The organism is Bradyrhizobium niftali (assembly GCF_004571025.1).
Taxonomy (GTDB): domain Bacteria; phylum Pseudomonadota; class Alphaproteobacteria; order Rhizobiales; family Xanthobacteraceae; genus Bradyrhizobium; species Bradyrhizobium niftali.
This window is the reverse complement of record NZ_SPQT01000010.1, coordinates 134,064-160,133: the sequence shown is the minus strand read 5'-3', so window position 1 is coordinate 160,133 and position 26,070 is coordinate 134,064. Positions and strand designations below refer to the sequence as shown.

The window sequence follows — 26,070 nt, the reverse complement described above, 5'->3', positions numbered from 1 at the left end:
TCCTCAGTAACCCAGATAGGATTTGCGGATTTCTTCGTTGTTCGCGATGTCCTTGGCATTGCCCGACATCACGATGCGTCCGGTCTCGATCACGTAGGCCTTATCGGCGAGCTCGAGCGCGAGCTGGGCGTTCTGCTCGACCACCAGGATCGACACCTTGTCCTCGCGGTTGATCTTGCCGAGGATGCCGAACAGGTCGCGCACGACCAGCGGCGCGAGGCCGAAGGACGGCTCGTCGAGCAGCATCAGCCGGGGTCGCAGCATCAGCGCACGGGCGACCGCGAGCATCTGCTGCTCGCCGCCCGAGAGCGTGCCGGCCTGCTGGGTGTGGCGCTGCTTCAGCACCGGGAAATGCGCATACATGCGCTCGATGTCGGAAACGATGCCGGCGCTGTCCTTGCGGGTGATGGCCCCGAGCTGGAGGTTCTCCTCGACCGTCATCGTCGTGAAGGTGCCGCGGCCCTGCGGCACGTGGGCGATGCCGAACCGCACGATGCTCTCGGTGGAGCGGTTGTTGAGCGGCTTGCCTTCGAACTCGATCGCACCGGTGGAACGCACCATGTTGCAGATCGCGCGCAAGGTGGTGGTCTTGCCGGCGCCATTGGCGCCGAGCAGCGTCGTCAGCGAGCCCTCGTTGAGCGAGAAGGAGAGGCCATGGAGCGCCTGGACCTGGCCGTAATAGGCGCGCAGGTCCTTGACGTTGAGCAGCGTCGTCATTGGTCCTTGCTCCCGAGATAGGCCTTGATGACGTCGGGGTCCGCCTGCACCTGCGCGGGCGTGCCTTCCGCGAGCTTCTTGCCGAAATTGAGCGCGACGACGTGGTCGGCGATCGACATCACGAGGCCCATGTGATGCTCGACCAGCAGCACGGTCATGTGGCGGTCGTCGCGGATGCGGCGGATCAGGTCGCCGAGCACGTGGACTTCCTCGTGGTTGAGGCCGCCGGCCGGCTCGTCGAGCAGCAGGATCTTCGGGTCCGCCGCCAGCGCGCGCGCCAGCTCGACGCGCTTCTGGGTGCCGAAGGGCAGGCCGGACACCACGGTGTGGGCGACGTCCTCGAGGTCGAGATAGGCGAGGATCTCGTGCACCTTCTTGTTGACGTCGGTCTCGCTGCGGCGAATCCAGGCGAGGCGCAGCGAGTCGCTGATGATGTCGCTGGAGGTGCGCGCATGCGTGCCGACGCGGACGTTGTCCATCACCGACAGGTTCGGAAACAACGCCACGTTCTGGAAGGTGCGGCCGATGCCGATCTCGGCGATCCGGTGCGGCGGCCGCGACAGGATGCTCGCGCCCTCCATCAGGATGTCGCCGGACGACGGCTGGTAGAGCCGCGACAGGCAGTTGAAGAGCGTCGTCTTGCCGGCGCCGTTGGGGCCGATCAATCCGAGGATCTGGCCCTTGTGCATGTCGAAGGACACACCGTTGAGCGCAATGATGCCGCCGAACACGACGCTGACGTCGCGAACCGCGAGCAGGGGCGATGTCCCCTGCGCGAGCTGTGCCTGCGTCATCTCGTCTCGCCCGCGAATTTCAGTGGGCGACGGGGCGATGCGAACCGCTCCCGATCATGACAAAGGCTATCTGAACCCCTCGGCCACACGCGCAACTTTTCCTCCTGATTTCAGCTTTTTGCTGACTTCTTTTTTGGAATGCGGCATCAGACCCCCGAGTGCCGCTTCGATGTTCCTTACCATCGCAAGCAGACGCGGTCCAATGTCGTTGATCAAACGCTCTTCCGTGAAGCGGAATGCGGGCGCGCCGCAATTGAATGCGTAAGGTCCGGTTCCATCGTTGAGCTTGAGCGCGACGCCGGCGGCGCCGATGTCGTCGTGCCAGTCGCCGACGGAAATCGCAAAGCCGTATTTCGCGACGGTCTCGCCGGAACGTTCGAGGCCATCGCGCATCTTCGGCCAGCGGCTGCCGTAATGCTCGCGCAGGACGCGCGACAGCTCGGCGCGATCTTCTTCGGCCAGCGCCCAGAAATAGGCGCGGCCCATTGCGCTGGTTGCGATCGGCACGCGGGAGCCGACGTCGAGTTGAACGCCGACCGTCTCGCTGCCACGGCTCTGCCCGAAATAGATCATGCTGTGACGGTCGCGGCCCCCGATCGCGACCGCGCCGCCGGTCGCGCGCATCACTTCCTCGCGAAACGGCTCGGACAAATGTCGAACACCGAGATTGGACAACGCCGCATAACCGAGCGCCATCGCGGCCGGCGCGAGCTGATATTTCTCGAAGCGGGGAACCGGCGTCAGATAACCGAGCTTCGTCAACGTGTAGGTCAGGCGCGAAACGGTCGGCTTGGGCAGGTTGGTGCGGGCCGCGATCTCCTGGTTGCCGAGAAGGCCGTCGCTGGGTTGGAATGCGCGCAATACATCAAGTCCGCGGGAAAGCGCGACGACGAAATTCCGATCGGTCGCAGTCTTCTTTCCTGTACGCTTCATCCCTGATCTGCTTCTTGCGCGGAGTCGTTGACAACGTGCGTGCTTCAAAATAACCCTGCCGTCAAGATGCGGAATTAAATTCCGCACCGCGAAATCGAACAAAAGTAAATCCCCACCAAGGAGGGAAACCGTGAGCGAAGTGGTCAAGCTTGAGCGTCATGACGAAGTCGGGATCGTCACGGTCAACAGCCCTCCGGTCAATGCGCTGAGTGCCGCAGTCCGCGGTGGCATTCTGGAGTGCATCAAGGCCGCAATCGCCGATCCCGCGATCAAGGGCATCGTGCTGACCTGTGCCGGCCGCACCTTCATCGCCGGTGCCGACATCACCGAATTCGGCAAGCCGCCGAAGCCGCCCGCCCTCAACGACGTGCTGTCCGAGATCGAGAACTCGCCGAAGCCGGTCGTTGCCGCAATTCACGGCACCGCGCTCGGCGGCGGCCTCGAGGTCGCGCTGGCCTGCCATTTCCGCGTTGCGGTGAAAGAGGCCAAGCTCGGCCTGCCCGAAGTGAAGCTCGGCCTGCTGCCGGGCGCCGGCGGCACCCAGCGCCTGCCGCGCGCGGTCGGCCCCGAGCTCGCGGTCAAGATGATCGTCGGCGGTGATCCGATCGGCGCGGCGGAAGCGCTGAAGAACGGCCTGATCGAGGAGATCATCGAAGGTCCGGCCTCCGGCGGCGAGGCCTTCGTCCGCAAATTGCTCGCCGAGAAGCGTCCGCTGCGCCGCCTGCGCGACGACGATTCCAAGATCGCGGCCGCCAAGGCCGACCGCTCGATCTTCACCAATGCGGTTGCCGCCATGACCAAGAAGTCGCGCGGCCTGGAAGCGCCGTTCGCGGCTGCCGACGCGGTCGGCTACGCCATCGATCTTCCGTTCGACGAGGGCCTGAAGAAGGAGCGCGAGGGCTTCCTCAAGCTGGTCGCCAGCGACCAGTCCAAGGCGCAGCGCTATGCCTTCTTCGCCGAGCGCGAGGCCAGCAAGATCGCGGGCGTCCCTGAAGGCACCAAGTCGCGTCCCGTCAACCGTGTTGCCATTCTCGGCGCCGGCACCATGGGCGGCGGCATCGCGATGTCCTTTGCCAATGCCGGCGTTCCCGTCACCCTGATCGAGACCGGCGAGGAGCAGCTCAAGCGCGGCCTCGGTATCATGCAGAAGAACTGGGAAGCGACCGCGGCGCGCGGCGGCATCCCGGCTGACGCGCCCGCCAAGCGCATGGCGCTGATCAACGGCGTCGTCGGCATCGAGAACGTCGGTGATGCTGACCTGGTGATCGAAGCCGTGTTCGAGACCATGGCGGTGAAGAAGGAAGTGTTCGGCAAGCTCGACCAGTACGTCAAGCCGGGCGCGGTGCTCGCCTCGAACACCTCGTATCTCAACATCGACGAGATCGCGAAGTCGACCAAGCGTCCGCAGGACGTGCTCGGCATGCACTTCTTCTCGCCGGCCAACGTCATGAAGCTGTGCGAGATCGTGCGCGCCGACAAGACCGCGCCGGATGCCCTCGTCACGGCCGTCACGATCGCGCGTAAAATCGCAAAGGTGCCGGCCGTGGTCGGCGTCTGCGACGGCTTCGTCGGCAACCGCATGCTGGCCCAGCGCGGCAAGCAGTCCGAGAAGCTGCTGTTCGAAGGCGCCTTGCCGCAGCAGGTCGATGCCGTCGTCACCAAGTTCGGCATGCCGATGGGCCCGTTTGCGATGGGCGACCTCGCCGGCCTCGACATCGGCTGGCGCTCGCGCAAGGACCGCGGCATCAAGTCGGAGATCGCGGACGCACTCTGCGAAGCCGGCCGTTTCGGCCAGAAGACCGGCAAGGGCTACTACAAGTACGAAGCCGGTTCGCGCTCGGCGCTGCCCGATCCTGAAGTCGAGAAGCTGATCGACGAGACGCTGCTGCGTCTAGGCCGCAAGAAGCGCGCCGTCAGCGACGAGGAGATCCTCGAGCGCATGATGTATCCGATGATCAACGAGGGTGCGAAGATCCTCGAAGAGGGCATCGCGGCGCGCCCCTCCGACATCGACGTGGTCTGGCTCTACGGCTACGGCTGGCCGATCTATCGCGGCGGCCCGATGTTCTGGGCCGACACCGTCGGCCTCAAGCACATCGCCGATCGCCTGTCGTTCTACGCCAAGGAGACCAACGACCCCAGCCTCGAGCCCGCACCGCTGCTGAAGAAGCTCGCGGCGGAGGGCAAGACCTTCGCCTCGCTGGCGGCGGCGTCGAAAGCGGCGTGATCGAATTGGGCGCAGTGGCCGCGAAATCCGGCTCCGGGCGACTCCCTCTCCGTTCCCTCCCCCCTTGCGGGGGAGGGGCAGGGAGGGGGGTAGCCCCGGGCGAGGTCAGAGTTTGTGGCTACCCCCTTCCCCAACCCTTCCCCGCAAGGGGGAAGGGAGCTCGGGCAGTGTGCTCACCTCACTTGGAATCGCTGCTAGCGTCGCAGAGTAACGAACTGAAATGACCCATCCCGGCGAACAGTTTTATCCCGAGGGCGTGCGTTGGGACGACACCATCGTCCAGGGCTCGCTGCCTGACCTCTTGTCGAAAGCCGCCGCCGATTACGGCCCGCGCACGGCGCTGGAATTCCGCGACCGTCCGATCACCTACACCGAGCTCGCCGCGATGGCCGAGCGCGCAGCGGCGGCGTTCCTCCGCGCCGGCTGCGGCAAGAACACCTCCGTCGCGCTGTTCCTCGGCAACACGCCTGATCACCCCGTCAATTTCTTCGGTGCGCTGAAGGCAGGCAGCCGCGTCGCGCACCTTTCTCCGCTCGACGGCGAGATCGCGCTGACGCACAAGGTGTCCGACTCCGGCTCGCGCGTTCTGGTCACCTCCAACCTCGCCGCGCTGCTGCCGACCGCGCTGAAATTCCTGGAGAAGGGCCTGATCGACCGCCTCGTCGTCTGCGAGGACGACAATTGGGGCAAGGTCGGCACGCCGCAGGCGGCGATCCCCGACGATCCCCGCATCGTCACGTTCAAAGCCTTCGTCGAGGGCGCGGCCGCGCCGGCAGAATGGCCGAAAGTGACAGCCGACGACGTCGCCCTGCTGCAATATACCGGCGGCACCACCGGCCTGCCCAAGGGCGCGATGCTCACGCACGGCAACCTCACCTCGGCGGTGTCGATCTACGACGTCTGGGGCAAGCCGTCGCGCGCGACGCGCGGCGACGTCATCGAGCGCGTGATCTGCGTGCTGCCGCTGTTTCACATCTATGCGCTCACCGTCGTGCTGCTGTCCTCGCTCCACCGCGGCAACCTGATCTCGCTGCACCAGCGTTTCGACGTCGAGGCCGTGATGCGCGACATCGAGGTCAAGCGCGCGACATACTTTCCGGGCGTGCCGACGATGTGGATCGCGATCGCGGCGTTGCCGGATCTCGACAAGCGCGATTTCTCCTCGCTCGCCACGATCGGCTCCGGCGGCGCGCCGCTGCCGGTGGAGATCGCCAGCTTCTTCGAGCGCAAGGTCGGCAAGAAGCTGCGCAGCGGCTGGGGCATGACCGAGACCTGCTCGCCCGGCACCGGCCATCCGCCGACAGGACCGGACAAGCCCGGCTCGATCGGCCTGATGCTGCCCGGCATCGAGCTCGACGTGGTGTCGCTGGACGATCCGACAAAAGTGCTGCCGCCTGGCGAAGTCGGCGAGATCCGCATCAAGGGCCCGAACGTCACCAAGGGGTACTGGAACAAGCCAGCGGGATCCGCGGAGGCTTTCATCGACGGCCGCTTCCTCACCGGCGACATCGGCTATGTCGATACCGACGGCTATTTCTTCCTGGTCGACCGCAAGAAGGACATGATCATCTCCGGCGGCTTCAACGTCTATCCGCAGATGATCGAGCAGGCGATCTACACCATTCCCGGCGTGCACGAGGTGATCGTGCTCGGCATTCCCGACCAGTATCGCGGCGAGGCCGCCAAGGCCTTCATCAAGCTGAGGCCCGACGCCAAACCGTTCTCGCTCGAGGAGCTGCGCACCCAGCTCGCCGGCAAGCTCGGTAAGCACGAATTGCCGGCCGAGGTCGCCTTCGTCGACGATTTGCCGCGCACACCGGTCGGAAAGCTGTCGCGTCACGAATTGCGCCAGCAGCAGAAATCGTCACAATCCACCAAAACCGTATCAGGAGGTCGCTCTTGACCGACGCCGTCATCGTTTCCACCGCCCGCACGCCGATCGGCAAGGCCTATCGCGGCATGCTCAACGCCACCGAGGGCGCCACGCTGCTCGGCCACGCCATCGGCGAAGCCGTCGCCCGCGCCAAGGTCGATCCGAAGGAGGTCGAGGACGTCGTGATGGGCGCCGCCCTCCAGCAGGGGGCGACCGGCGGCAACATCGCGCGCAAGGCGCTGCTCCGGGCCGGCCTTCCCGTCACCGTCGCCGGCACCACCATCGACCGGCAATGCGCCTCGGGCCTCCAGGCCATCGCGCTCGCCGCGCGCTCGGTGATCTTCGACGGCGTCGAGATCGCGGTCGGCGGCGGCGGCGAGTCGATCTCGCTGGTGCAGAACGACAAGATGAACGGCTTCCACGCCCAGGACCCGGCACTGCTCAAGATCAAGGGCGAGGTCTACATGCCCATGATCGACACGGCCGAAATCGTCGCCAAGCGCTACGGCATCTCGCGCGAGAAGCAGGACGAATATTCGCTGGAGAGCCAGCGCCGCACCGCGGCAGCCCAGCAGGGCGGCAAGTTCAAGGACGAGCTCGCGCCGATCACCACCAAAATGGCGGTCACGGACAAGGCGACCGGCGAGGTCTCCTTCAAGGACGTCACGCTCTCGCAGGACGAGGGTCCGCGCCCCGAGACCACCGCCGAGGGCCTCGCCGGCCTCAAGCCCGTGCGCGGCGAAGGTTTTTCGATCACCGCCGGCAACGCCAGCCAGCTCTCGGACGGCGCCAGCGCCTCCGTCATCATGAGCGACAAGGAAGCGGCGAAGCGCGGCCTGCAGCCGCTCGGCATCTTCCGCGGCTTCGTCTCCGCCGGCTGCGAGCCGGACGAGATGGGCATCGGCCCGGTCTTCGCCGTGCCGCGCCTGCTCAAGCGCCACGGCCTCACCGTCGACGACATTGGCCTCTGGGAGCTGAACGAAGCCTTCGCGGTGCAGGTGCTGTATTGCCGCGACAAGCTCGGCATCGATCCCGAGAAGATCAATGTCGACGGCGGTGCGATCTCGGTCGGCCATCCCTACGGCATGTCCGGCGCGCGCCTGACCGGCCACGCCCTGATCGAAGGCCGCCGCCGCAAGGCCAAGTACGCGGTCGTCACCATGTGCGTCGGCGGCGGCATGGGCGCGGCGGGATTGTTCGAGGTGCTGCAGTAGTTGTCGTCCCGGCCTAGTGCGCAATTGCGCACGGGAGCCGGGACCCATACTCCGCGGCAGGAGTATGGGGCACAGACGATAATGGCCTGTGCAGGACAATGAAGAGTTGTGGTTATGGGTCCCGGCCTTCGCCGGGACGACAAAAGAAGCTCACAGGAGGATCCGATGGATCTCGCATTCACGAAAGAAGAGCAGGCGTTTCGCGAGGAAGTACGGTCATTCTTCCGCGACAACGTGCCGCCGGATACGCGGCGCAAGCTGGTCGAGGGCCGTCACCTCTCGAAGGACGAGATGGTGACGTGGTGGCGCATCCTCAACAAGAAGGGCTGGGGCGTCAGCCACTGGCCCAAGCAATATGGCGGCACCGGCTGGACATCCGTGCAGCACTACATCTTCAACGAGGAGCTGCAGTCCTATCCGGCGCCGCAGCCGCTCGCCTTCGGCGTCAGCATGGTCGGCCCCGTCATCTACACCTTCGGCAACGAGGAGCAGAAGAAGAAGTATCTGCCGCGCATTGCCAACGTTGACGATTGGTGGTGCCAGGGCTTCTCCGAGCCCGGCTCCGGCTCCGATCTCGCCTCGCTGAAGACGAAAGCCGAGCGCAAGGGCGACAAGTGGATCATCAACGGCCAGAAGACCTGGACGACGCTGGCCCAGCACGCCGACATGATCTTCTGCCTCTGCCGCACCGATCCCGGCGCCAAGAAGCAGATGGGCATCTCCTTCATCGTGTTCTCGATGAAGTCGAAGGGCGTCACCGTGCGCCCGATCCAGACCATCGACGGCGGCGTCGAGGTCAACGAGGTGTTCTTCGACGACGTCGAAGTGCCGTACGAGAACCTCATCGGCGAGGAGAACAAGGGCTGGGATTACGCCAAATTCCTGCTCGGCAATGAGCGCACCGGCATCGCGCGGGTCGGCGTCTCCAAGGAGCGGCTGCGCCGCATCCGCGATCTGGCCTCCAAGGTCGAATCCGGCGGCAAGCCGATCATCCAGGACGCCGCCTTCCGCGAGAAGCTGGCCGCGTGCGAGATCGAGCTGAAGGCGCTCGAGCTGACGCAGCTCCGCGTCGTCGCCGACGAAGGCAAGCACGGCAAGGGCAAGCCCAATCCGGCCTCGTCCGTGCTGAAGATCAAGGGCTCCGAGATCCAGCAGACCACCACCGAGCTCTTGATGGAAGTGATCGGCCCGTTCGCCGCGCCTTACGACGTGCACGGCGACGACGGCTCCAACGAAGCCATGGAGTGGACCGCCCAGATCGCGCCGAGCTACTTCAACAACCGCAAGGTCTCGATCTACGGCGGCTCCAACGAGATCCAGCGCAACATCATCGCCAAGGCGGTGCTGGGGCTGTGAGTCAACAATGACGGTGTCGTCCCCCGCGAAGGCGGGGGACCCAGTACGCCGCGGCGGTCGTGAGTACGGCAGGCGGCTGCGTTTACTGGATCCCCGCCTTCGCGGGGATGACGTCTGAGGGTGAGGCGACGGCAGGGCAATTCCCGCCGATTTGGAGAGAAAAATGGATTTTGATCTGTCCGAGGAGCAGCGGCTTCTCAAGGAAAGCATCGACGGCCTGCTGACCGATTCCTACGATTTCGAGAGCCGCAAGAAGTACATGAAGGAGAAGGGCGGCTGGAGCCAGGCCGTCTGGGGCAAGCTCGCCGAGCAGGGCCTGCTCGGCCTGCCGTTCGCGGAGGCCGATGGCGGCTTCGGCGGCGGCGGTGTCGAGACCATGATCGTGATGGAAGCGCTCGGCAAAGCGCTGGTGCTCGAGCCCTATCTCGCAACCGTCGTGATCGGCGGCGGCTTCCTGCGCCACGCCGGCAGCGATGCGCAGAAGGCTGCGCATGTGCCCGGGATCATCGACGGCAGCAAGACGCTTGCGTTTGCCCAGCTCGAGAAGAACTCCCGCTACGATCTGTTCGATGTGTCGACGACCGCGAAGAAGAAGGGCGACGGCTGGATCATCGACGGCGAAAAATTCGTCGTGCTCAACGGCGAGAACGCCGCCACGCTCATCGTGACCGCCCGCACCAGGGGTGACCGCCGCGACAAGGCCGGGATCGGCGTGTTTCTGGTGCCCGCGAATGCCAAGGGCGTCACCAGGAAATCCTACCCGACCCAGGACGGCCTGCACGCCGCCGATATCACCTTCACCGGTGTCGAGGTGGGCGCGGATGCCGCGATCGGCAATCCCGAGGATTCGCTCGCGCTGATCGAACGCGTCGTCGACGAAGCCCGCGTCGCGCTTTGCGCCGAAGCGGTCGGCCTGATGGACGAGTCGCTCAAGACCACGGTCGAGTACATCAAGACGCGCAAGCAGTTCGGCGTCGCGATCGGCTCGTTCCAGTCGCTCCAGCATCGTGCCTCCGACATGTTCGTCGCGGCCGAGCAGGCGCGCTCGATGTCGATGTTCGCAACCATGGCGAACGACTTCGAGAACGCCAAGGAACGCTCCAACGCGGTCGCCGCGGCCAAGGTGCAGATCGGCAAGTCACTGAAATTCGTCGGCCAGCAGTCGATCCAGCTCCACGGCGGCATCGGCATGACCATGGAGGCGAAGATCGGCCACTACTTCAAGCGCCTGACCATGATCGAGAACACGTTCGGCGACACCGACTATCACCAGCGCCGCGTCGCCGACGCGGGCGGGTTGATCTAGTCGCCGCCTCGCGCGTGGACGCATTGATAGACCAAAGCGAAAGCCCCGGAGAGATCTCCGGGGCTTTCGTCGTTTTGATCTTGCCGTTCCACCACAGTCTCTGAGATACCGGATCGCCCGGTCGAGCCGGGCGATGACACCTTCAGCGTGGTTCGACCTATCGGCTCACTGCCTCACGTCCGCGTGCGCATCCGCATCATGAAGCTGTCGTAGCTGAGCTCGGCGACCTGCATCCAGGCGAGCGATTCGTTCCGGAACGCGGACAGGCTCGCGTACATCTTGGCGAAGTGCGGGTTGGTCTTGGAGAGATCCGCGTAAATCTCGTTCGCGGCGGAGTAGCAGGCCTCCAGCACCTCCTGCGGGAACGGCTTCAGGATTGCGCCCGCCACCAGCAGGCGCTTCAGCGCCGGCGGGTTGACGTAATCGTATTTCCCGGTGACCCACGTGAAGGTATCGCGTGAGGCCATCTCGATCGCGGCCTGGTAGTGCTTGGGCAGCGTGTTCCACTTGTCGAGATTCATGATGTTGTGGCCCTGGCCGGTGCCTTCCCACCAGCCTGGATAGTAGTAGAATTTCGCGACCTTCACGAAGCCGAGCTTCTCGTCGTCATAGGGCCCGACCCATTCGGCCGCGTCGATCGTTCCCTTCTCCAGCGCCGGATAGATGTCGCCGCCCGCGATCTGCTGCGGTACGCCGCCGACCTTGGCGATGATGGTCCCGGCGAAGCCGCCGACGCGGAATTTGAGGCCCTTGAAATCCTCCATCGACTTGATCTCCTTCCGGAACCAGCCGCCCATCTGGGCGCCGGTCGAGCCGGTTGGAACGCCGATCGTGTTATGCTCCTTGAGGAGATTGTTGAGCAGGTCCTGCCCGCCGCCGAACAGCAGCCAAGAGATATGCGCGCGCGTGTTCAGGCCGAACGGCAGCGACGTGCCGAAGGTGAAGGCCGGGTTCTTGCCCCAATAGTAATACAGCGCCGTATTGCCCATCTCGACGGTGCCGTTCGACACGGCGTCGAGCACCTGGAGGCCCGGGACGATCTCGCCGGCAGCGAACGGCTGGATCTGGAATTTGTTGTCGGTGACTTCGGCGACGCGCTTGCAGAAATATTCGCAGCCGCCATAGAGCGTGTCGAGCGCCTTGGGCCAGCTCGCGGCGAGCCGCCACTTCACCTCCGGCATCGATTGTGCGATCGCCGGCGCAGCAACGGCACTCGCGGCAAGGCCCAATCCGCCTGCCGTCAGGAATTTACGACGTTCCATTCGTTTCCCCTCTGGGTGTTGTCGAGTCCTCGACGAGGGATCGCGGTCTTGTTGCCGCTTTGATGTTCGCCGCAGGCCGACGTTTCCTGGTGTCCGAAATTCAGTATTCCCGGATCCCATTCAGGATGACGAAAGGGGTTCCGCAAATCAAGCGCACTTTGGTTGCGCTACCGGCGCAGCCGTTCAATGCTGCACTGCGAAGGCGGCCTCCATGGCCTTGCGGATCTTCACCGTCTCGTTGGCGGCGTCGAATTCGACGTCGCTCCAGCGCACGACCGCGCCGTGCGCGACGTCATGCCTCAGCTTCAAGCGATGCGCGAGGCCGATCGGCAGGGCGCCCGCCTTGAGGCTCGCGGCGGCCTGCACCAGCTTGCCCCACACCGTGTAGCCGCCTTCGCCGTCCAGCATCTCGCCGGCGCGCAGATCGCGTTTTGCCACCGCCGCGACGTCGCCGCGGAAGCCGTAGGGCTGGCCGGTCGGCTCGCCCCGCAACGCGGCCGACAGCACCGAGATGTTCAGCTCGAGCCCAATCAGATGATAGGGCTTGTACATCGCAGCAAAGCGTCCGCTCGCATCGGTCTTGAGGCCGTACTGCTTGAAGCAGTCCGCGGCATAGTCGTTCGGAGCCTCCAGCACGACATAGACGCCCCAGCGCAGGTCGCGAAACACCGGCCGTCCGTCGCGCTCGAGCGAGGAGACGACTTCGACCACGCCGGAGCGCTCGAGCACGCCACCGCGCGATCGCGGCCGCATGATATGCGGCAGGTCGTCGACGCCGCAGGGCGGAAACAACAGTCCCTCCGTCGGCACGTCGAGGCCGCAGGCATTGGCGATTGCGGCCATCTCGATCGCCGACTTGGTGCCGTCGAGGAAGGAGTTGAACATCTGCGGATTCATGCCGGCGGACTGCGCTTCGCCGGCGGTCAGGCCGTAATGCTGCCAGACGCCGTCCGGCGTCACGTCGTGATAGGCCGGCAGATATTTCGTGCCCTTGCCGGCGGCGACGACGCGAAAGCCGGTGGCGCGGGCCCAGTCGACCATCTCCGCCGTCAACGCCGGCTGGTCGCCATAGGCGAGCGAATAGACCACGCCCGCCTTGCGCGCTTCCTCGGCGAGCAGCGGGCCTGCCAGCACGTCGGCCTCGACATTCACCATCACGATATGCTTGCCCGCCGCGATCGCGGCGCGCGCGTGTTTGATGCCGACGGCCGGATTGCCGGTCGCTTCCACCACCACGTCCATTGCGCCGCCGGCAATCGCGCGTGCGCCGTCATCGGTGAACACGGTCGCGGCAATGCGCGCCGCATCCCAGCCGACCGTGCGGCAGGCCTCGCGCGCGCGCTCGCGGTCGATGTCGACGATGATGGGCACCTCCAGCCCCGGCGTGTGCGGCACCTGAGCCAGAAACATAGAGCCGAATTTGCCCGCGCCGATCAGCGCGACACGCACAGGCTTGCCGGCGGACGCGCGGGCCTGGAGGAGGCGGAAGAGGTTCATGGGAAATGTCCAAGAGTGTAATGGGCGATGCGAACTATCAGCGTTCGTCATTCCGGGGCGCGCGAAGCGCGAGCCCGGAATCCATTTATCCGCGGTTTCTGCGGCTCAATGGATTCCGGGCTCGACGCTACGCGTCGCCCCGGAATGACAGCTTACTCCGCCGCCTGCCGCGGGGCACGTGCGAGCCGCAGCAGGGCGTCGTCGTCCACCGTCTTGATCGGCGCGAAATCGCGGTGGGCGATGTACTCGGGCCGCGTCGGGGTGCGGATATGGTTCGAGACCGCGTTCAGTGTCAGGTACACGATCTTGCGCGGGTAGGGCGTGATGTTGCCGGCCGAGCCGTGCACGAGATTGCCGTGGAACATCAGCATGCCGCCGGGCTTGCCAGTGGGCGCCACGATGCCGCCCTGCTCGACGAGGCGCGTCACTGTTGACTCGTCCAGCGTCCACAGCGGGTAGGACGTGGTGGCAAGGTCATGCGAGGCTTCGAGATCGCCGGCATTCTGGCTGCGCGGCACCAGCATCAGGGGACCGTTGATCGGCATCACCTCGTCGAGGAAGATCGCGATGTTCATCGCGCGCGGCTCCGGCATTCCGTCGTCGCGCTTCCAGGTGCCGTAATCCTGGTGCCATTGCCAGACGTCGCCGGTGAAGGCCGATTTCGCGTTGATTTTGAACTGGTGCATGTAGACAGGCTCGCCGAACAATTGCTCGACCGGGTCGATCATGCGCGGATGCGCGCCCAGGATGCGGAAGGCCTCGTTGTAGAGATGCGCGGCAAACGCCGTGCGCGGCGCGCCGCTCTTCTCGCGCCAGACCTCCGGCCGGTTGGCATCGTAGATGCCGACCGCCTCGCGCGCGAGCAGATCGACCTCCTCCTGGCTGAACAATTCGGGCAAAAACAGCCAGCCCTCGCGGTGGAAGAACTCCAATTGCTCCTGCGACAGTTTCATGGGTCGTCCTCCTGTTGTTTTGTTTTTGTTGTCGTTCCGGGGCGGTCGCAGGACCGAACCCGGAACCTCGAGATTCCGGATCGCGCTTCGCGCGTCCGGAATGACGGCGCAAACGGCTACGCCGCCGCCTCGTCCGTCGCCCTCAATCTCTCCTCGGTCATCCGTCCCGCCGTCTGCGCATGCGCGAGTGCCGCGCGTTCGGCGGCATTCGCCTCGCCCGCGAGAATGTGTCCGGCGATCGTCGCATGCTCGGCCCAGGCGCTGCCGCGATAGTCGAGCTCCGACAGCACCGTCGCCATCGAGCGGCGCATATGCGGCCATTGCGGCGCGATCGTCTCCTCGATCACGGGATTGCCGGCGAGCTGGTAGATCGCGCGATGAAAATCGACGTCGAGGGTGATGAGCTCGGCAAGCGACGTGTTGCGATCGATGCGGCGCCCGGCGGCGAGCGCCGCCTCAAGCCGCGTGCGTCCTGCCGCGTCGCTTGCGGCGCGCGTCGCGGCGAGCCTGGCGGCGAGTGCATCGAGGGCGCCGCGCACCTCGTAGAGCTGGCGGATGCGCGCGGGATCGAGCTGGGTGACCTCAAAGCCGCGCCGGCCGCTTTCGGCGACGAGACCCTGCCGATGCAGCAGATGCAACGCGTGCGACACCGGCTGGCGCGACACGCCGAGCTTGTCGGCGAGCTCGTTCTGCCGGATGCGCTGGCCCGGCCGCAGCGTGCGATCGGAGATCGCCTCCAGGATGCGCACATAGACCTGGTCGATCAGGTTCGGGAGCGGGTCGAGGGGGATCACGCCGGCGACTCCGAAACTTGAGAGGGAATACGGAATTCCGTAATCGAACGTACTGCGGGAGGCCGATGGCGTCAAGCACGGCCGGACGCCGCCACAGGCGCTATTTGGGGGTCCACTAAGCCATTGATATCGCTAGGGCCGTCTACTGTGCATGGGGTTGTTTTCGCGACAATGATCTGGCCCGGTTTGGCGCCTATTTTTTCTTGCCCTGCTCGATCAGCATCCGGCTCATCAGATAGAGCCGCGGCACGATCGAGTTGGTGTCGATGAATTCGTCGCGGGCGTGGTAGCCGAAGCCGGCGAGGCCGAAGCTCTCGACCACGACCGCCTTGCCGCTGCGATTGGCGTAGCCGGCGTCGGTGGCCCCGCCGGTCATCTCGGCGATGTCGAGCTTGCGGTCGATCTCGGCATAGACCGCCTGGCCCATCTCGGCGAGTGCGCGGCCGCGATCGCTGGCGACGAAGGGCGGGCGGCCCGGCGTGATCGTCACCGTCGTCTCGGTGTCGGGAACGAGCTTCTCTTTCAGCTTGGCGTCGAGCGCTGCCTGCAATTTGGCGATGCCGTCGGGGATGGTGAGGCGAATGTCGCCGCCGGCCTCGGCCTTCTCCGGGATCTGGTTGCGCACGGTGCCGGCCTGCGCAGTGGTCCAGTTGAGCTGCGTGCCGGGAATCGATTTGGCGACATCCCTGGTCTGCACCAATTGGTGCCCGAGCTCGATCAGCGCATTGCGGCCGAGATCGGGAGCGGCACCCGCATGCGAGGCCCGGCCCTTCACTTCCATTTTCGCCGTCGCAGTGCCGCTGGCCCCGAGCAGCAGCCCGTCGTTTTTGGCCACGGGCGCAGCCACCGTCGGCTCGCAGGAGAGCACGACGTCGTGCTGATCGGCGAGCTCGGCGATGATCTCGCCCGACCCGATCGAGCCGACCTCCTCATCCGGATTGAACGACACGGTGAGCGTCGCGTAGTCCTTCCAGCCGGCGTCCTTCAGGATCTTGAGCGCATGCAGCACCACGGCGATGCCGCCCTTGTCGTCGGCGATGCCGGGGCCGTAGATGCGGTTGCCGTCGACACGGTACGGCTCGCTGCCGAGGATGCCGCGCTGATAGACCGTGTCCATATGCGCGATCAGCATCAGTTTTCGCGTGCCCGAGCCTTCGAACGTTGCGATCACCATGTCGGCGCGCGTGCCCGCGGTGGTCTTGCGCCGCTCGGTGGTTGCGCCCAGCGCCTTCAGGCGGGCTTCCGTGAAGTCGGCCATCTTCTTAAGGCCTTCGGCGTCGCTGCTGCCGCTCTCGATCATCACCATGTCGCGCAAGGTCTCGATCAGCGGCGCCTTCTCCTGCTCGGCGGCGGCTTTCAGCTTCTCGTCGGCGGCGGCGAGCGCAGTCGTGGCGCCGGCAGCGAGGCCGAGCAGGGATAGTGCGAGCAGGGGAATGAGGCGGGATGTCATGACTTGCGTCCTTTCGCGTCTTGAGCGCCGGCAGCGCGCGATTGTGCGGAAAGCCTAGCATCCGGACAGGTGCGATGCCACGCCGGCCTAGCGCTCCAGCACCTCGACCTCGATCGCCGCGATCTCTTCTGCATCGGCCACCGCCTCGATCGCCGCGATCCGGTCGCCGCTGAAGCTCACGCGCAGCGCGATGCGCAATTGCCCGCCGAGGATGACCGCAACACCCATCTCGCCATCGACCAGCGCCGTCCGTGCAGCTTGCGCACGGCCCTTGTAGAGCCGCGCGACCGCATCCGCGCCGCGGATCTCCGGCAGCGTACCGAGCCGCACCGCGGCCTGGTCGGCGCGAAAGACGACGTCGGGATCGAGCACGGCAAGCAGCCCCTCGAAATTGCCTTCGCGCGAAGCTTTGAGGAAGGCATCGACGATCTTGCGTTGACGCGACAGGTCCGTCTCGGGCACCGGCGCACCCTGCACGCGCCGCCGCGCACGGCTAGCAAGCTGGCGCGAGGCATCGACGGAGCGCCCGACGATCGGCGCGATCTCCTCGAAGGGCACCGCGAACATGTCGTGCAGCACGAAGGCGAGCCGCTCCGCCGGCTGCAACGTTTCCAGCACGATCAGCAGTGCCGCGCCGACGGAATCGGCCATCTCCGCTTCGCGCTCCTGCGTCTCGTCGACCGGCTCCGGCACATGTGGGCCCATCGGGTCCTCGCGGCGCGATTTGCGCGCGCGCAGCATGTCGAGGCAGATGCGCGCGACCACGGTGGTCAGCCAGCCGCGCAGGTTCGCGACATCGGACGTATCGTAGCGGCTGACCCGCAGCCAGGCCTCCTGCACGGCATCGTCGACCTCGGCGCGGGAGCCCAGCATCCGGTAGGCGACCGCGCGCAAATGGTCCCTGCTGGCCTCGAACTGTTGGCTGAGAAAATCGTCTTCAAAGTTTTTTGGGGTCATCGGTCACATTCCCTCATCGCGATCCGTCATGCCCATGACGAAGGCAATCCGGCCAATGTGACCGGAACTTTCGAAATTCGACAGATGGAGACGACAATGATGCACGCCCGCATGAATCACCCCGTCATGGTCCTGCCCGAGGCCATGAATGTCCTGCAATCTCTCGGCAATTTGACCAAGCAGGGCCTGCCGGAAAAGCTCCTGGAACTGGTGCATCTGCGCGCCAGCCAGATCAATGGCTGCAGCGTCTGCGTCGACATGCACCCGAAGATCGCCCGCAAGGTCGGCGAGACCGACGAGCGCCTGTTCGCCGTCTCGGCCTGGCGCGATACCCCCTATTTCACCGAAGCCGAGCGCGCCGCGCTGGCTCTGACCGAGGCGGTCACCCGTATCGCCGACCGTGAGGATCCGGTGCCCGATGCGATCTGGAACGAGGCCGCCAAGCATTTTGACGAGCGCGAGCTCGCAACCCTGATCCTCTCGATCGCGACCATCAACGTCTGGAACCGCCTCAACGCGACGATCAAGATGCCGGTCGGCGTGTGGAAGGTGTGAGGCTCTTCCTTCGCCTCTCCCCGCTTGCAGGGAGAGGCCGGAATTTGCGCAGCAAATTCCGGGTGAGGGGGAGTCTCCGCGAGACTCGCTGTCACCGTCTGCGCGGAGGCTCCCCCTCACCGCACCCTCTCCCCGCAAGCGGGGCGAGGGAGATCAACGGCGGTGCGCTCCTTACACGCACTCACTCCGCCAAAAACCTGTTCACCACCTCACCATATTCCAGTGGCGCCTGCTCGAACATCCAGTGGCCGGCATTCGCGATCACGGCCGTCTTGGCTCCTGCGATGTGCTCCGCCAGCACGCGCCACATCACCGACAGGCTTCCCGTCGTCGCGCCGCCGCCGATCAGGAGCGTCGGCGTCCTGATCGCCTGCGCATCCGCGAGCGTATAGGGCCTGCGCTGCTCGTTGATCTGGCCGAGGAAGGTGACGGCGTTGTCGCGCAATTGCTGCTTCGCCGCCGCCGGCACGCGCCGCCACGAGCCGTCGCCTTCGATCCCCTCGTAGAAGTGCTGCAGCGCGCCCTCGATGTCGCCGGCGCGGATCATCTCGACCGAGCGCGCCGTGCGCGCCGCCAGCGGCGGATGCGCGGGCGTGCCTTCAGGGACCGACAGGCTGGCGTCGAGATCGCCACCGGGCTCGGCCAGCACCAGCTTGCGCAACAGATCAGGCCGCGCCTGCGCCACGCGAAAGGCGATGTGGCCGCCGCGCGAATGTCCCATCAGATCGACGGGTGCGGGCCTCACCTGCTCGATGAAGGCGATCACATCAGCGACGTGCTGCGCCATCTTGTAGTCGTCGCCGATGGCGTCCCAATGCTCGGGAAAGAAATGCCGCAGGCTGACCGAGATCACCCGATGGCTCTTCGACAGCGGGCCGAGCACCGAATACCAGGTGCGGAAATCCCCGAGCGTGCCGTGCACGCAGACCAGCGGCGGGCCTTCCCCGACTTCGAGATAGGCCATGTCGTAACCGTTGACGTGAAAGGTCTGCATGCTCAGCCCGCCAGAAAGTCCAGGACAACTTCGGAGTATTTTTGCGGCGCCTGCTCGAACATCGGATGCGTCGCGTTCGGGATGATTGCCGTCTTCGAATAGGGCACGTGCGCGGCCAGCGCATGCAGCACCTTCGGCAGCAGGCCCTTGGTCCGCGCGCCCAGGATGAACAGCGTCGGCATCTTGATCGATTCCGCATCCGCCTTCGAGAACGGCGGGCGGTTGTCGCGGACCTGCCCGATCAGCGTATAGGCGTTGTCGCGCAGATTCTGCTTCACCATCGCCGGCAGCCGCGGCCAGGTGCCGGCGCCCTCCAGCGTGTCCACAAAGACGGCAAGGCCGCCGTCGACATCGCCGGCCGCGATCTTCTCGGCCGAGGCCGTGAACCGCGCCAAGAGCGGCGAGGGGCCACCGACGTAATCGGGATCGAGGCTCGCATCGAGCTCGCCGCCGGGCTCGGCCAGGATCAGCCGCCGCAACAGGTCGGGGCGCGCCTGCGCCACACGAAAGCAGATGTGCCCGCCGCGGGAGTGACCCATCAGATCGACCGGACCGAGGTCGAGCTTCTCGATGAAGGCGATGACGTCGTCGACATGCTGCGCGATCGAGTAGGTGTCACCGAGGCCGTCCCACTGCTCGGGGAAGAAGTGCCGCAGGCTGACGGCGATCACCCGGTGCCGCTGCGTCATCGGTCCGAGCACGCAGCCCCAGATGCGGAAGTCCGAGAGCGATCCATGCACGCAGACCAGTGGTGGTCTACCCCTGTCTTCACCCACGTCGAGATAGGGCATGTCGTATCCGTTGACGTGGAGGCTTTGCATTCTGGGCTCGCGATAGAGGGGCGGAACTCCTGTGCAAGATTCCCGGAAACCGGGTGGATCGCAACTATTTCCAAGCCTAGATTTGGCCAGAGATCACATTGGGGGCATGCGACAAGGACGCAGCCAGGAACCAAGCCATGACCGACCAGCATTTTGCCCTGTTCGACACCCGGATCGGCCTCTGCGCCATCGCCTGGGGCCCGCGCGGCATCAACGGCACGCAGCTGCCGATGGGCGGCGAGCAGAAGATCCGCACCCGCATCAGCCAGCGCCATGCCGATGCCAGCGAGGCGGAACCGACTTCGGAGGTGCAGCAGGCGATTGATCGCATCGTCAAGCTGCTCGCCGGCGAGCCGGATGACCTCACCGACATCCCGCTCGATCTCGACGGCGTGCCCGACTTCAACCGCGGCGTCTACGAGATCGCCCGTACCATCCCGCCCGGCAAGACCATCACCTATGGCGACATCGCCAAGCAGCTTGGCGGTGTCGAGCTGTCGCGCGACGTCGGCCAGGCGCTGGGCCGCAACCCGTGTCCGATCGTCGTGCCCTGCCATCGGGTGCTGGCGGCCGGCAACAAGCCCGGCGGCTTCTCGGCCAATGGCGGCGTGGTGACGAAGCTGAAGATGCTCGAGATCGAAGGCGCGCTGGTGAACCACACGCCGAGTCTGTTCGATTGAGGATGCTTGCGCCGAAATCGTAGGGTGGGTTAGCCGAAGGCGTAACCCACCACTGTTTGTCTCTGCGGAAACAGAAGAGGTGGATTACGCTTCGCTAATCCACCCTACGAAGCGCCTTAAATCTTCGCCGCTACCTTCGGCCAATATCTGTCGCGCAGGTGACGCTTCACCAGCTTGCCGGTCGGCGTGCGCGGCAGCTCGGCCTCGAAATCGATCGAGCGCGGGCACTTGATCGCGGAGAGGCGGCCCTTGCAGTAGGCGATCAGGTCGGCCTCCAGCGCCTTGCCCGCACGCGTCATGTCGTGCGGCTGCACCACCGCCTTCACCTCCTCGCCCATCTCCTCGTTCGGCACGCCGAACACGGCGACGTCGGCGACATCGGGGTGGGTGATGAGCACGTCCTCGGTCTCCTGCGGGTAGATGTTCACCCCGCCCGAGATGATCATGTAGGACTTGCGATCGGTGAGATAGAGAAAGCCGCCCTTGTCGAGATAGCCGACATCGCCGAGCGTCGACCAGCCCTTGGCGTTGTAGGCCTTCTTGGTCTTCTCGGGATCATTGTGATAGGTGAACGCAGGCGCGTCGGCGAAATAGACCGTGCCGATCTCACCTAGCGACTGCTCCTCGTCGTTCTCGTCGAGAATCTTGATCTTGCCGACCACGGCGCGGCCGACGCTGCCGCGATGCTCCAGCCATTCTTTCGAATTGCACACGGTGACGCCGTTACCTTCGGAGCCGGCGTAGTACTCGATCAGGATCGGTCCCCACCATTCGATCATTGCTGCTTTGACGTCGACCGGGCAGGGGGCGGCGGCGTGGATGGCGCCCTTGAGCGTCGAGACGTTGTACTTCGTGCGGACCTCGTCCGGCAGCTTCAGCATGCGCACGAACATGGTCGGCACGAGCTGCGACTGCGTGATCTTGTACTTCTCGACCAGCTCCAAGAACTCTTCGGCGTCAAAACGCTCCATGATGATGGAAGTGCCGCCGAGCACGATCGCCATCATGTTGAAGCGCAGGGGCGCCGCGTGATAGAGCGGCGCCGGCGAGAGATACGTGCTCTCCGCATTCATGCCGCACATGTCGGCGCAGAGCACGCGCAGGAAGGCGTTCGGCACGTCGATCCTGTTGCCCTCGAACGCCTTCTTGATGCCCTTGGGTCGGCCGGTGGTGCCCGACGAATACAGCATGTCGTAGCCGGCGACCTCGTCGGCGATCGGCGTCGTTGGCTGCGCTGCGGCTTCCTTGTCGTAGGAACGGAATCCGGACAGCGGCTCGTCCATCATGTAGAAGATCGGCTCGCCTGGCGTGCCCTTGATCAGGGCCTTGATCTGGTCGGCGCATTTCGGCGTGGTGATCACGACCTTGGCGCCGCAATCGGCGATGATGTAGTCGATCTCATCCTGCTTCAGATAGCGGCTGATCGCGGTGTAATAGAGCCCGCTGCGCTGCGCGGCCCAGCAGATCTCCATGAAGGCGAGCCGGTTCTCCATCAACAGCGCGATGTGGTCGCCGGCCTTCAGGCCGAGCGAGCGGAACAGGTGTGCGCCCTGGTTCGAGAGCTCGTCGAGCTCGCGATAGGTGATCGCCTTGCCGGTGCCGGCCATCTGGTAGGCGATCTTGTCGGGATTCGTGCGCGCGTGGATTGAGGGGTGAGTCATCGGGAAGGTCTCGCAACAAAAAAGGTGTCATCCCGGGAAGGCCGGGATCCATAACCACAGGCCTCGACTTTTGAAACGAGATGGAGCTCCAGCGCGGCATAACCACAGACTCCTGGGGTTATGGGTCCCGGATCGGCGCGCGCTTGAGGCGCGCTTGTCCGGGACGACACCATCTGTGTGGAAGACAGCTTACAGCCGCTCCACGATCGTCACATTCGCCATGCCGCCGCCTTCGCACATGGTCTGCAGGCCATAACGCTTGCCACGCTGGTGCAGCGCGTGGACCAGCGTCGTCATCAGCTTGGTGCCGGAGCCGCCGAGCGGATGGCCGAGCGCGATGGCGCCGCCATTGACGTTGAGCCGCTCCGGATCGGCGCCGGTGGTCTTGAGCCAGGCGGTCGGCACCGAGGCGAAGGCCTCGTTGACCTCGAACAGGTCGATGTCGCCGATCGTCATGCCGGCCTTCTCCAGCGCGCGCCTGGTGGCGTGCAGCGGCGCGTCCAGCATGATCACGGGATCGCCGCCCATCATGGTCATGTGATGGACGCGTGCGAGCGGCTTGACGCCGAGCTGCTTCAACCCGCGCTCGTTCACCACCATGACGCCGGAAGCGCCGTCGCAGATCTGGCTGGCGCTGGCCGCGCTGAGCTTGCCGTTCTCGGCGATCAGCTTGACGCCCTTGATGCCGTCGAGCGTGGCGTCGAAGCGGATGCCCTCGTCGATGTGGTGGGTATCCTTGCTGCCGTCGGCGCGGGTGATCTCGAGCGGGACGATCTCCTTCTTGAAGTGACCGGCTTGCGTCGCCGCGATCGCGCGCTGATGGCTGTTGTAGGAATATTCGTCGAGCTCATCCTTGGAGAGGCCGTACTTCTCGGCCATCATCTCCGCGCCGGTGAACTGGCTGAACACGATGTTGGGGTACTTCGCCTCGATGCCCGGGCTCTTGTAATTGCCAAAGCCGTTCTTGGCCGGAAGCTGCGAGGACAGGCCCATCGGCACGCGCGTCATCGACTCCACGCCGGCGGCGATCACGACGTCCATCGCGCCGGACATCACGGCTTGCGCGGCGAAGTGCAACGCCTGCTGCGAGGAGCCGCACTGGCGGTCGATCGAGGTGCCCGGCACGCTTTCCGGCAGCTTCGAGGCCATGATCGCATTGCGCGCGACGTTGTTGGATTGTTCGCCGACCTGCATCACGCAGCCCATGATCACGTCCTCGACCAAGGCCGGATCGACCTTGGTGCGATCGATCAGCTCGTCCAGCACCTTGGCGGCGAGATCGGCCGGATGCCAGCCGGCGAGGCGGCCCCCCTTGCGCCCGCCGGCGGTACGCGCAGCGGCGACGATGTAAGCCTCGGCCATTTCGGTTTCTCCCTGAATTTTCTGGATCGGGTTGGTTGTCGGGGGCGGATTAAAAGGGCGCGACATCATTTAGTCAATCGATCAATTAACTCTTGTGATGAGGCGCTGCTTGGGCTTATCTGCGCCCCGCTTCAAGCGGCGAGAACAGGGAACTCCGTGGCTACCAGCGTACCGACCAAGCTCCCCAGCGGAAAGAATTCCACGGCAGAGAAATTGCTCGTGGCCGCAAGTGAGCTGATGATCGAACGTTCCTCGATCGAGATTTCGCTCTCCGACATCGCCCAGAAGTCGGGCGCCAACGCCGCGCTGGTCAAATATCACTTCGGCAACAAGGACGGCCTGCTGTTGGCGCTGCTCGAGCGCGACGCGGGGACGGAGCTCTCCAACCTCGAATATCTGCTGGCCCAGCCGATCACGCCGACCGCGAAGCTGAAGCTGCATATTGGCGGCATCATCCGGGCCTATCACCGGTTCCCCTATATGAACCGGCTGATCCACTATCTCCTGCACGAAACCAATGCGGGTTCTGCCGACGAAGTCTCGAAATTCTTCGTCGCGCCGCTGCTGGATTTTCATCGCCGCCTGCTCGCCGAAGGCGTCAGCAGCGGCGAATTCCGCCAGACCGATCCGGTGCTGTTCTACACCAGCCTGATCGGGGCCTGCGATCATCTGTTCTTCGGCCGGCACGCGATGTCCCGCGCGACCGGCGTCGGCCCGGTCACCGACGAAGTCTGCCGGCAATACATCAAGCACATGGAAACGCTGATCTGCGGCGGCATCCTCACCAACGTCGAGGAAGCTGCCGCGGCCGGATGATCCGGCCGAACTCTTCAAGTCCAGAGAAGAAACGCCCAAGGAAAAGGTAGAGGAAAGGTACAAGCGATGCAGTTGAAAGACGTAGCCGTTCTCATCACCGGCGGTGGTTCGGGCCTTGGTGCCGCGACCGCCCGCGCCATGGCCGCCAAGGGCGCCAGGATCGGCGTGATCGACCAGAGCAAGGAAAACGCCGAGAAGGTCGCGGCCGAAGTGAAGGGCGTCGCGCTGCATGCCGACGTCACCAGCGAGGAGCAGATCAAGGCGGCGATCGCCAAGGCGGAAGCCGCGCATGGCGTCGCTCGCGTGTTGATGAACTGCGCCGGCATCGGCGGCTCGCAGCGCATCGTCGGCCGCGACGGCGTCTATCCGCTGGAGAAGTTCGCGCGCATCATCAACGTCAACCTGATCGGCACCTTCAACTGCCTGCGGCTGTTCGCGGAGCGCCTGGTCACCGTCGAGCCGATTGGCGAGGAGCGCGGTGTCATCATCAACACCGCGTCGGTGGCGGCCTATGAAGGCCAGATCGGCCAGATCGCCTATGCGGCGTCGAAGGGTGGCGTCGTCGGCCTCACGCTGCCGGCCGCGCGCGACTTCGCGAGCCAGAAGATCCGCGTCAACACCATCGCGCCCGGCCTGTTCCTGACGCCGCTGCTGATGGGCCTGAACGAAGAGGCCCGCAAGAGCCTTGGCGCCCAGGTGCCGCATCCCGCGCGGCTCGGCGACGCCAACGAATACGGCATGCTCGCGGTGCACATCGTCGAGAACCCGATGCTGAACGGCGAGACCATCCGCCTCGACGGCGCCATCCGCATGGCGCCGCGGTAAAGCTCTCTTCCCTTCTCCCCCTGTGGGAGAAGGTGGCGCGCGCAGCGCGCCGGATGATGGGTTCTCTCCGCGATCTCACCTGTGGAGGCAGACCCCTCACCCGAGTGAATGCGCGGCGAGCGACGTACATGCCCTCTCCCACAAGGGGAGAGGGCGCACCAATCGGCACCATTGTTGCGGATGAAGGAAGTCGCGCATGTCCCAACCGCTGCTGATCGAGCATGACGACGGCGTCGACCGGGTGACGCTCAATCGTCCCGACAGCCTCAACGCGCTCGATCCCGCGCTGATCGATGCGCTCAACACCTATTTCCAGGGGCTGCAGCGCAACCGCGAGACGCGCGTGGTGGTGCTGAAGGGCGCCGGCAAGAATTTTTGCGCGGGCCTCGATCTCAAGGCCGCGATGGCGCGCCGGGCCGGGCAGCAGGAGCCGCCCGGCGTCACCGAATCCCTGGACTCGCAGCGGCGCATCGCCGACATCGTGATGCTGATGCGGCGCTGTCCGCAACCGATCCTGGCGCTGGTGCAGGGCGCGGCGGCCGGCGGCGGCTTTGCGCTGGCGCTTGCGGCCGACATCCGCATCGCGACGAAGTCGGCGCGGATGAACTGCGCCTTCATCAAGCTCGGCCTTGGCGGCTGCGATATCGGCACCAGCTATTTTCTGCCGCGCCTCGTCGGTGTCTCCGTCGCCTCCGAGCTGATCCTCACGGGGCGTTTCATCGGCGCCGAGCGGGCGCTAGCGGTCGGTCTCGTCTCCGAGGTCGTCGACGAAGACAAGCTCGATGACGCGGCCGAGCCTTACATCGATGCGATGATCACGGCCTCGCCGGTAGGTCTGCGCCTCTCGAAAGAGTGCCTCAACATGAGCGTCGATGCCGGATCGCTGGAAGCTGTTATCGCGATGGAAGACCGCAACCAGGTCCTGTGCAGCCGCTCCGAGGAATTTTCGGAAGGCATCAGGGCCTTCCTTGAGAAGCGAAAGCCTGTCTATATCAGGCGCTGAACGACGAAGATCCGCAAAGG

Annotated in this window: 23 protein-coding genes; 10 read left to right on the top strand and 13 right to left on the bottom strand. The window is 65.2% G+C overall.

Features of this window, described 5'->3' with window-relative positions; genetic code table 11:
* Positions 1-3: 3 nt before the first annotated feature.
* The 3 genes from E4K65_RS19330 to E4K65_RS19320 all read right to left on the bottom strand — a co-directional run bounded on the left by E4K65_RS19330 (position 4) and on the right by E4K65_RS19320 (position 2,444).
* Positions 4-717: an ABC transporter ATP-binding protein gene (locus tag E4K65_RS19330; RefSeq protein ID WP_135175518.1), complete on the bottom strand. Its 714-nt coding sequence runs from the start codon at positions 715-717 to the stop codon at positions 4-6.
* Entirely contained in the window at positions 714-1,511 is a 798-nt protein-coding gene (locus E4K65_RS19325; RefSeq protein ID WP_025575804.1) for an ABC transporter ATP-binding protein, read from the bottom strand. Before E4K65_RS19325 ends, E4K65_RS19330 begins: the two co-directional genes overlap by 4 nt.
* A gap of 66 nt (positions 1,512-1,577) precedes the next feature.
* Positions 1,578-2,444 (bottom strand): IclR family transcriptional regulator, encoded by an 867-nt coding sequence (locus tag E4K65_RS19320; RefSeq protein ID WP_025575806.1) that lies wholly within the window; start codon positions 2,442-2,444, stop codon positions 1,578-1,580.
* Between the two features lie 130 nt (positions 2,445-2,574).
* On the opposite strand from E4K65_RS19320, the gene E4K65_RS19315 reads away from it, so the two are divergent.
* The 5 genes from E4K65_RS19315 (at position 2,575) to pimD (ending at position 10,420) form a co-directional block, all read left to right on the top strand.
* A complete protein-coding gene (locus E4K65_RS19315) occupies positions 2,575-4,671 on the top strand; it encodes a 3-hydroxyacyl-CoA dehydrogenase NAD-binding domain-containing protein (RefSeq protein ID WP_135175517.1) in 2,097 nt (698 codons plus the stop codon).
* Positions 4,672-4,891: 220 nt separating this feature from the next.
* On the top strand, positions 4,892-6,574 hold the full coding sequence (gene pimA / locus E4K65_RS19310; RefSeq protein ID WP_025575810.1) for a dicarboxylate--CoA ligase PimA: 1,683 nt from the start codon (positions 4,892-4,894) through the stop codon (positions 6,572-6,574).
* The gene (locus E4K65_RS19305; RefSeq protein ID WP_025575811.1) at positions 6,571-7,758 is read left to right on the top strand and encodes an acetyl-CoA C-acyltransferase; all 1,188 of its coding nucleotides are present in this window, start codon (positions 6,571-6,573) and stop codon (positions 7,756-7,758) included. Before pimA ends, E4K65_RS19305 begins: the two co-directional genes overlap by 4 nt.
* Positions 7,759-7,923: 165 nt before the next feature.
* Positions 7,924-9,114: a pimeloyl-CoA dehydrogenase large subunit gene (gene pimC, locus E4K65_RS19300; RefSeq protein WP_025575782.1), complete on the top strand. Its 1,191-nt coding sequence runs from the start codon at positions 7,924-7,926 to the stop codon at positions 9,112-9,114.
* A gap of 163 nt (positions 9,115-9,277) precedes the next feature.
* Positions 9,278-10,420, top strand: coding sequence for a pimeloyl-CoA dehydrogenase small subunit (gene pimD / locus E4K65_RS19295; protein ID WP_135175516.1), 1,143 nt, complete (start codon positions 9,278-9,280; stop codon positions 10,418-10,420).
* 173 nt (positions 10,421-10,593) lie between these two features.
* Here the strand turns inward: pimD and E4K65_RS19290 are convergent, their stop codons facing one another.
* From E4K65_RS19290 to E4K65_RS19265, 6 genes are all read right to left on the bottom strand, one after another.
* Positions 10,594-11,682: a TRAP transporter substrate-binding protein gene (locus E4K65_RS19290; protein ID WP_135175515.1), complete on the bottom strand. Its 1,089-nt coding sequence runs from the start codon at positions 11,680-11,682 to the stop codon at positions 10,594-10,596.
* A 183-nt stretch (positions 11,683-11,865) separates the two neighbouring features.
* Positions 11,866-13,179, bottom strand: a complete 1,314-nt coding sequence (locus tag E4K65_RS19285; RefSeq protein ID WP_167770953.1) for an NAD(P)H-dependent oxidoreductase — start codon at positions 13,177-13,179, stop codon at positions 11,866-11,868.
* A 152-nt stretch (positions 13,180-13,331) separates the two neighbouring features.
* Positions 13,332-14,132, bottom strand: coding sequence for a phytanoyl-CoA dioxygenase family protein (locus E4K65_RS19280; RefSeq protein ID WP_025576205.1), 801 nt, complete (start codon positions 14,130-14,132; stop codon positions 13,332-13,334).
* 116 nt (positions 14,133-14,248) lie between these two features.
* Positions 14,249-14,926: a GntR family transcriptional regulator gene (locus tag E4K65_RS19275; protein WP_135175513.1), complete on the bottom strand. Its 678-nt coding sequence runs from the start codon at positions 14,924-14,926 to the stop codon at positions 14,249-14,251.
* A gap of 193 nt (positions 14,927-15,119) precedes the next feature.
* The gene (locus tag E4K65_RS19270) at positions 15,120-16,376 is read right to left on the bottom strand and encodes a M20/M25/M40 family metallo-hydrolase (RefSeq protein ID WP_135175512.1); all 1,257 of its coding nucleotides are present in this window, start codon (positions 16,374-16,376) and stop codon (positions 15,120-15,122) included.
* 87 nt (positions 16,377-16,463) lie between these two features.
* On the bottom strand, positions 16,464-17,333 hold the full coding sequence (locus E4K65_RS19265) for a sigma-70 family RNA polymerase sigma factor (protein WP_135175511.1): 870 nt from the start codon (positions 17,331-17,333) through the stop codon (positions 16,464-16,466).
* 99 nt (positions 17,334-17,432) lie between these two features.
* Between E4K65_RS19265 and E4K65_RS19260 the strand changes: the two genes are divergently transcribed.
* Complete coding sequence (locus tag E4K65_RS19260; RefSeq protein ID WP_135175592.1) at positions 17,433-17,888, top strand: carboxymuconolactone decarboxylase family protein; 456 nt, start codon at positions 17,433-17,435, stop codon at positions 17,886-17,888.
* A 181-nt stretch (positions 17,889-18,069) separates the two neighbouring features.
* Here the strand turns inward: E4K65_RS19260 and E4K65_RS19255 are convergent, their stop codons facing one another.
* Both E4K65_RS19255 and E4K65_RS19250 read right to left on the bottom strand, forming a co-directional pair.
* Positions 18,070-18,882, bottom strand: coding sequence for an alpha/beta fold hydrolase (locus tag E4K65_RS19255; protein ID WP_135175510.1), 813 nt, complete (start codon positions 18,880-18,882; stop codon positions 18,070-18,072).
* A gap of 2 nt (positions 18,883-18,884) precedes the next feature.
* Positions 18,885-19,703, bottom strand: a complete 819-nt coding sequence (locus E4K65_RS19250; RefSeq protein ID WP_135175509.1) for an alpha/beta fold hydrolase — start codon at positions 19,701-19,703, stop codon at positions 18,885-18,887.
* A gap of 137 nt (positions 19,704-19,840) precedes the next feature.
* Here E4K65_RS19250 and E4K65_RS19245 point away from each other — a divergent pair, with 137 nt between their 5' ends.
* Positions 19,841-20,383: a methylated-DNA--[protein]-cysteine S-methyltransferase gene (locus E4K65_RS19245; protein ID WP_025576217.1), complete on the top strand. Its 543-nt coding sequence runs from the start codon at positions 19,841-19,843 to the stop codon at positions 20,381-20,383.
* 116 nt (positions 20,384-20,499) lie between these two features.
* Here E4K65_RS19245 and E4K65_RS19240 read toward each other — a convergent pair whose 3' ends face one another.
* Complete coding sequence (locus E4K65_RS19240) at positions 20,500-22,044, bottom strand: acyl-CoA synthetase (protein ID WP_135175508.1); 1,545 nt, start codon at positions 22,042-22,044, stop codon at positions 20,500-20,502.
* Positions 22,045-22,233: 189 nt separating this feature from the next.
* A complete protein-coding gene (locus E4K65_RS19230; RefSeq protein ID WP_135175506.1) occupies positions 22,234-23,406 on the bottom strand; it encodes an acetyl-CoA C-acetyltransferase in 1,173 nt (390 codons plus the stop codon).
* Positions 23,407-23,619: 213 nt separating this feature from the next.
* Between E4K65_RS19230 and E4K65_RS19225 the strand changes: the two genes are divergently transcribed.
* The 3 genes from E4K65_RS19225 (at position 23,620) to E4K65_RS19215 (ending at position 26,050) form a co-directional block, all read left to right on the top strand.
* On the top strand, positions 23,620-24,222 hold the full coding sequence (locus E4K65_RS19225) for a TetR family transcriptional regulator (RefSeq protein WP_049812211.1): 603 nt from the start codon (positions 23,620-23,622) through the stop codon (positions 24,220-24,222).
* 66 nt (positions 24,223-24,288) lie between these two features.
* Positions 24,289-25,047: an SDR family NAD(P)-dependent oxidoreductase gene (locus E4K65_RS19220; protein ID WP_135175505.1), complete on the top strand. Its 759-nt coding sequence runs from the start codon at positions 24,289-24,291 to the stop codon at positions 25,045-25,047.
* Between the two features lie 196 nt (positions 25,048-25,243).
* Complete coding sequence (locus tag E4K65_RS19215; RefSeq protein ID WP_135175504.1) at positions 25,244-26,050, top strand: enoyl-CoA hydratase/isomerase family protein; 807 nt, start codon at positions 25,244-25,246, stop codon at positions 26,048-26,050.
* The last annotated feature ends 20 nt before the right edge of the window (positions 26,051-26,070 follow it).

Excerpts from the sequence above, each read along its gene's own strand:
- E4K65_RS19280 (WP_025576205.1), bottom strand. The coding sequence starts at position 14,132 with ATGAAACTGTCGCAGGAGCAATTGGAGTTCTTCCACCGCGAGGGCTGG.
- pimA (WP_025575810.1), top strand. The coding sequence starts at position 4,892 with ATGACCCATCCCGGCGAACAGTTTTATCCCGAGGGCGTGCGTTGGGAC.
- E4K65_RS19330 (WP_135175518.1), bottom strand. The coding sequence starts at position 717 with ATGACGACGCTGCTCAACGTCAAGGACCTGCGCGCCTATTACGGCCAG.
- pimD (WP_135175516.1), top strand. The coding sequence starts at position 9,278 with ATGGATTTTGATCTGTCCGAGGAGCAGCGGCTTCTCAAGGAAAGCATC.
- E4K65_RS19250 (WP_135175509.1), bottom strand. The coding sequence starts at position 19,703 with ATGCAAAGCCTCCACGTCAACGGATACGACATGCCCTATCTCGACGTG.
- E4K65_RS19245 (WP_025576217.1), top strand. The coding sequence starts at position 19,841 with ATGACCGACCAGCATTTTGCCCTGTTCGACACCCGGATCGGCCTCTGC.
- E4K65_RS19215 (WP_135175504.1), top strand. The coding sequence starts at position 25,244 with ATGTCCCAACCGCTGCTGATCGAGCATGACGACGGCGTCGACCGGGTG.
- E4K65_RS19320 (WP_025575806.1), bottom strand. The coding sequence starts at position 2,444 with ATGAAGCGTACAGGAAAGAAGACTGCGACCGATCGGAATTTCGTCGTC.
- E4K65_RS19265 (WP_135175511.1), bottom strand. The coding sequence starts at position 17,333 with ATGACCCCAAAAAACTTTGAAGACGATTTTCTCAGCCAACAGTTCGAG.
- E4K65_RS19230 (WP_135175506.1), bottom strand. The coding sequence starts at position 23,406 with ATGGCCGAGGCTTACATCGTCGCCGCTGCGCGTACCGCCGGCGGGCGC.
- E4K65_RS19255 (WP_135175510.1), bottom strand. The coding sequence starts at position 18,882 with ATGCAGACCTTTCACGTCAACGGTTACGACATGGCCTATCTCGAAGTC.
- E4K65_RS19260 (WP_135175592.1), top strand. The coding sequence starts at position 17,433 with ATGCACGCCCGCATGAATCACCCCGTCATGGTCCTGCCCGAGGCCATG.
- E4K65_RS19240 (WP_135175508.1), bottom strand. The coding sequence starts at position 22,044 with ATGACTCACCCCTCAATCCACGCGCGCACGAATCCCGACAAGATCGCC.
- E4K65_RS19290 (WP_135175515.1), bottom strand. The coding sequence starts at position 11,682 with ATGGAACGTCGTAAATTCCTGACGGCAGGCGGATTGGGCCTTGCCGCG.
- E4K65_RS19220 (WP_135175505.1), top strand. The coding sequence starts at position 24,289 with ATGCAGTTGAAAGACGTAGCCGTTCTCATCACCGGCGGTGGTTCGGGC.
- pimC (WP_025575782.1), top strand. The coding sequence starts at position 7,924 with ATGGATCTCGCATTCACGAAAGAAGAGCAGGCGTTTCGCGAGGAAGTA.
- E4K65_RS19285 (WP_167770953.1), bottom strand. The coding sequence starts at position 13,179 with ATGAACCTCTTCCGCCTCCTCCAGGCCCGCGCGTCCGCCGGCAAGCCT.
- E4K65_RS19270 (WP_135175512.1), bottom strand. The coding sequence starts at position 16,376 with ATGACATCCCGCCTCATTCCCCTGCTCGCACTATCCCTGCTCGGCCTC.
- E4K65_RS19325 (WP_025575804.1), bottom strand. The coding sequence starts at position 1,511 with ATGACGCAGGCACAGCTCGCGCAGGGGACATCGCCCCTGCTCGCGGTT.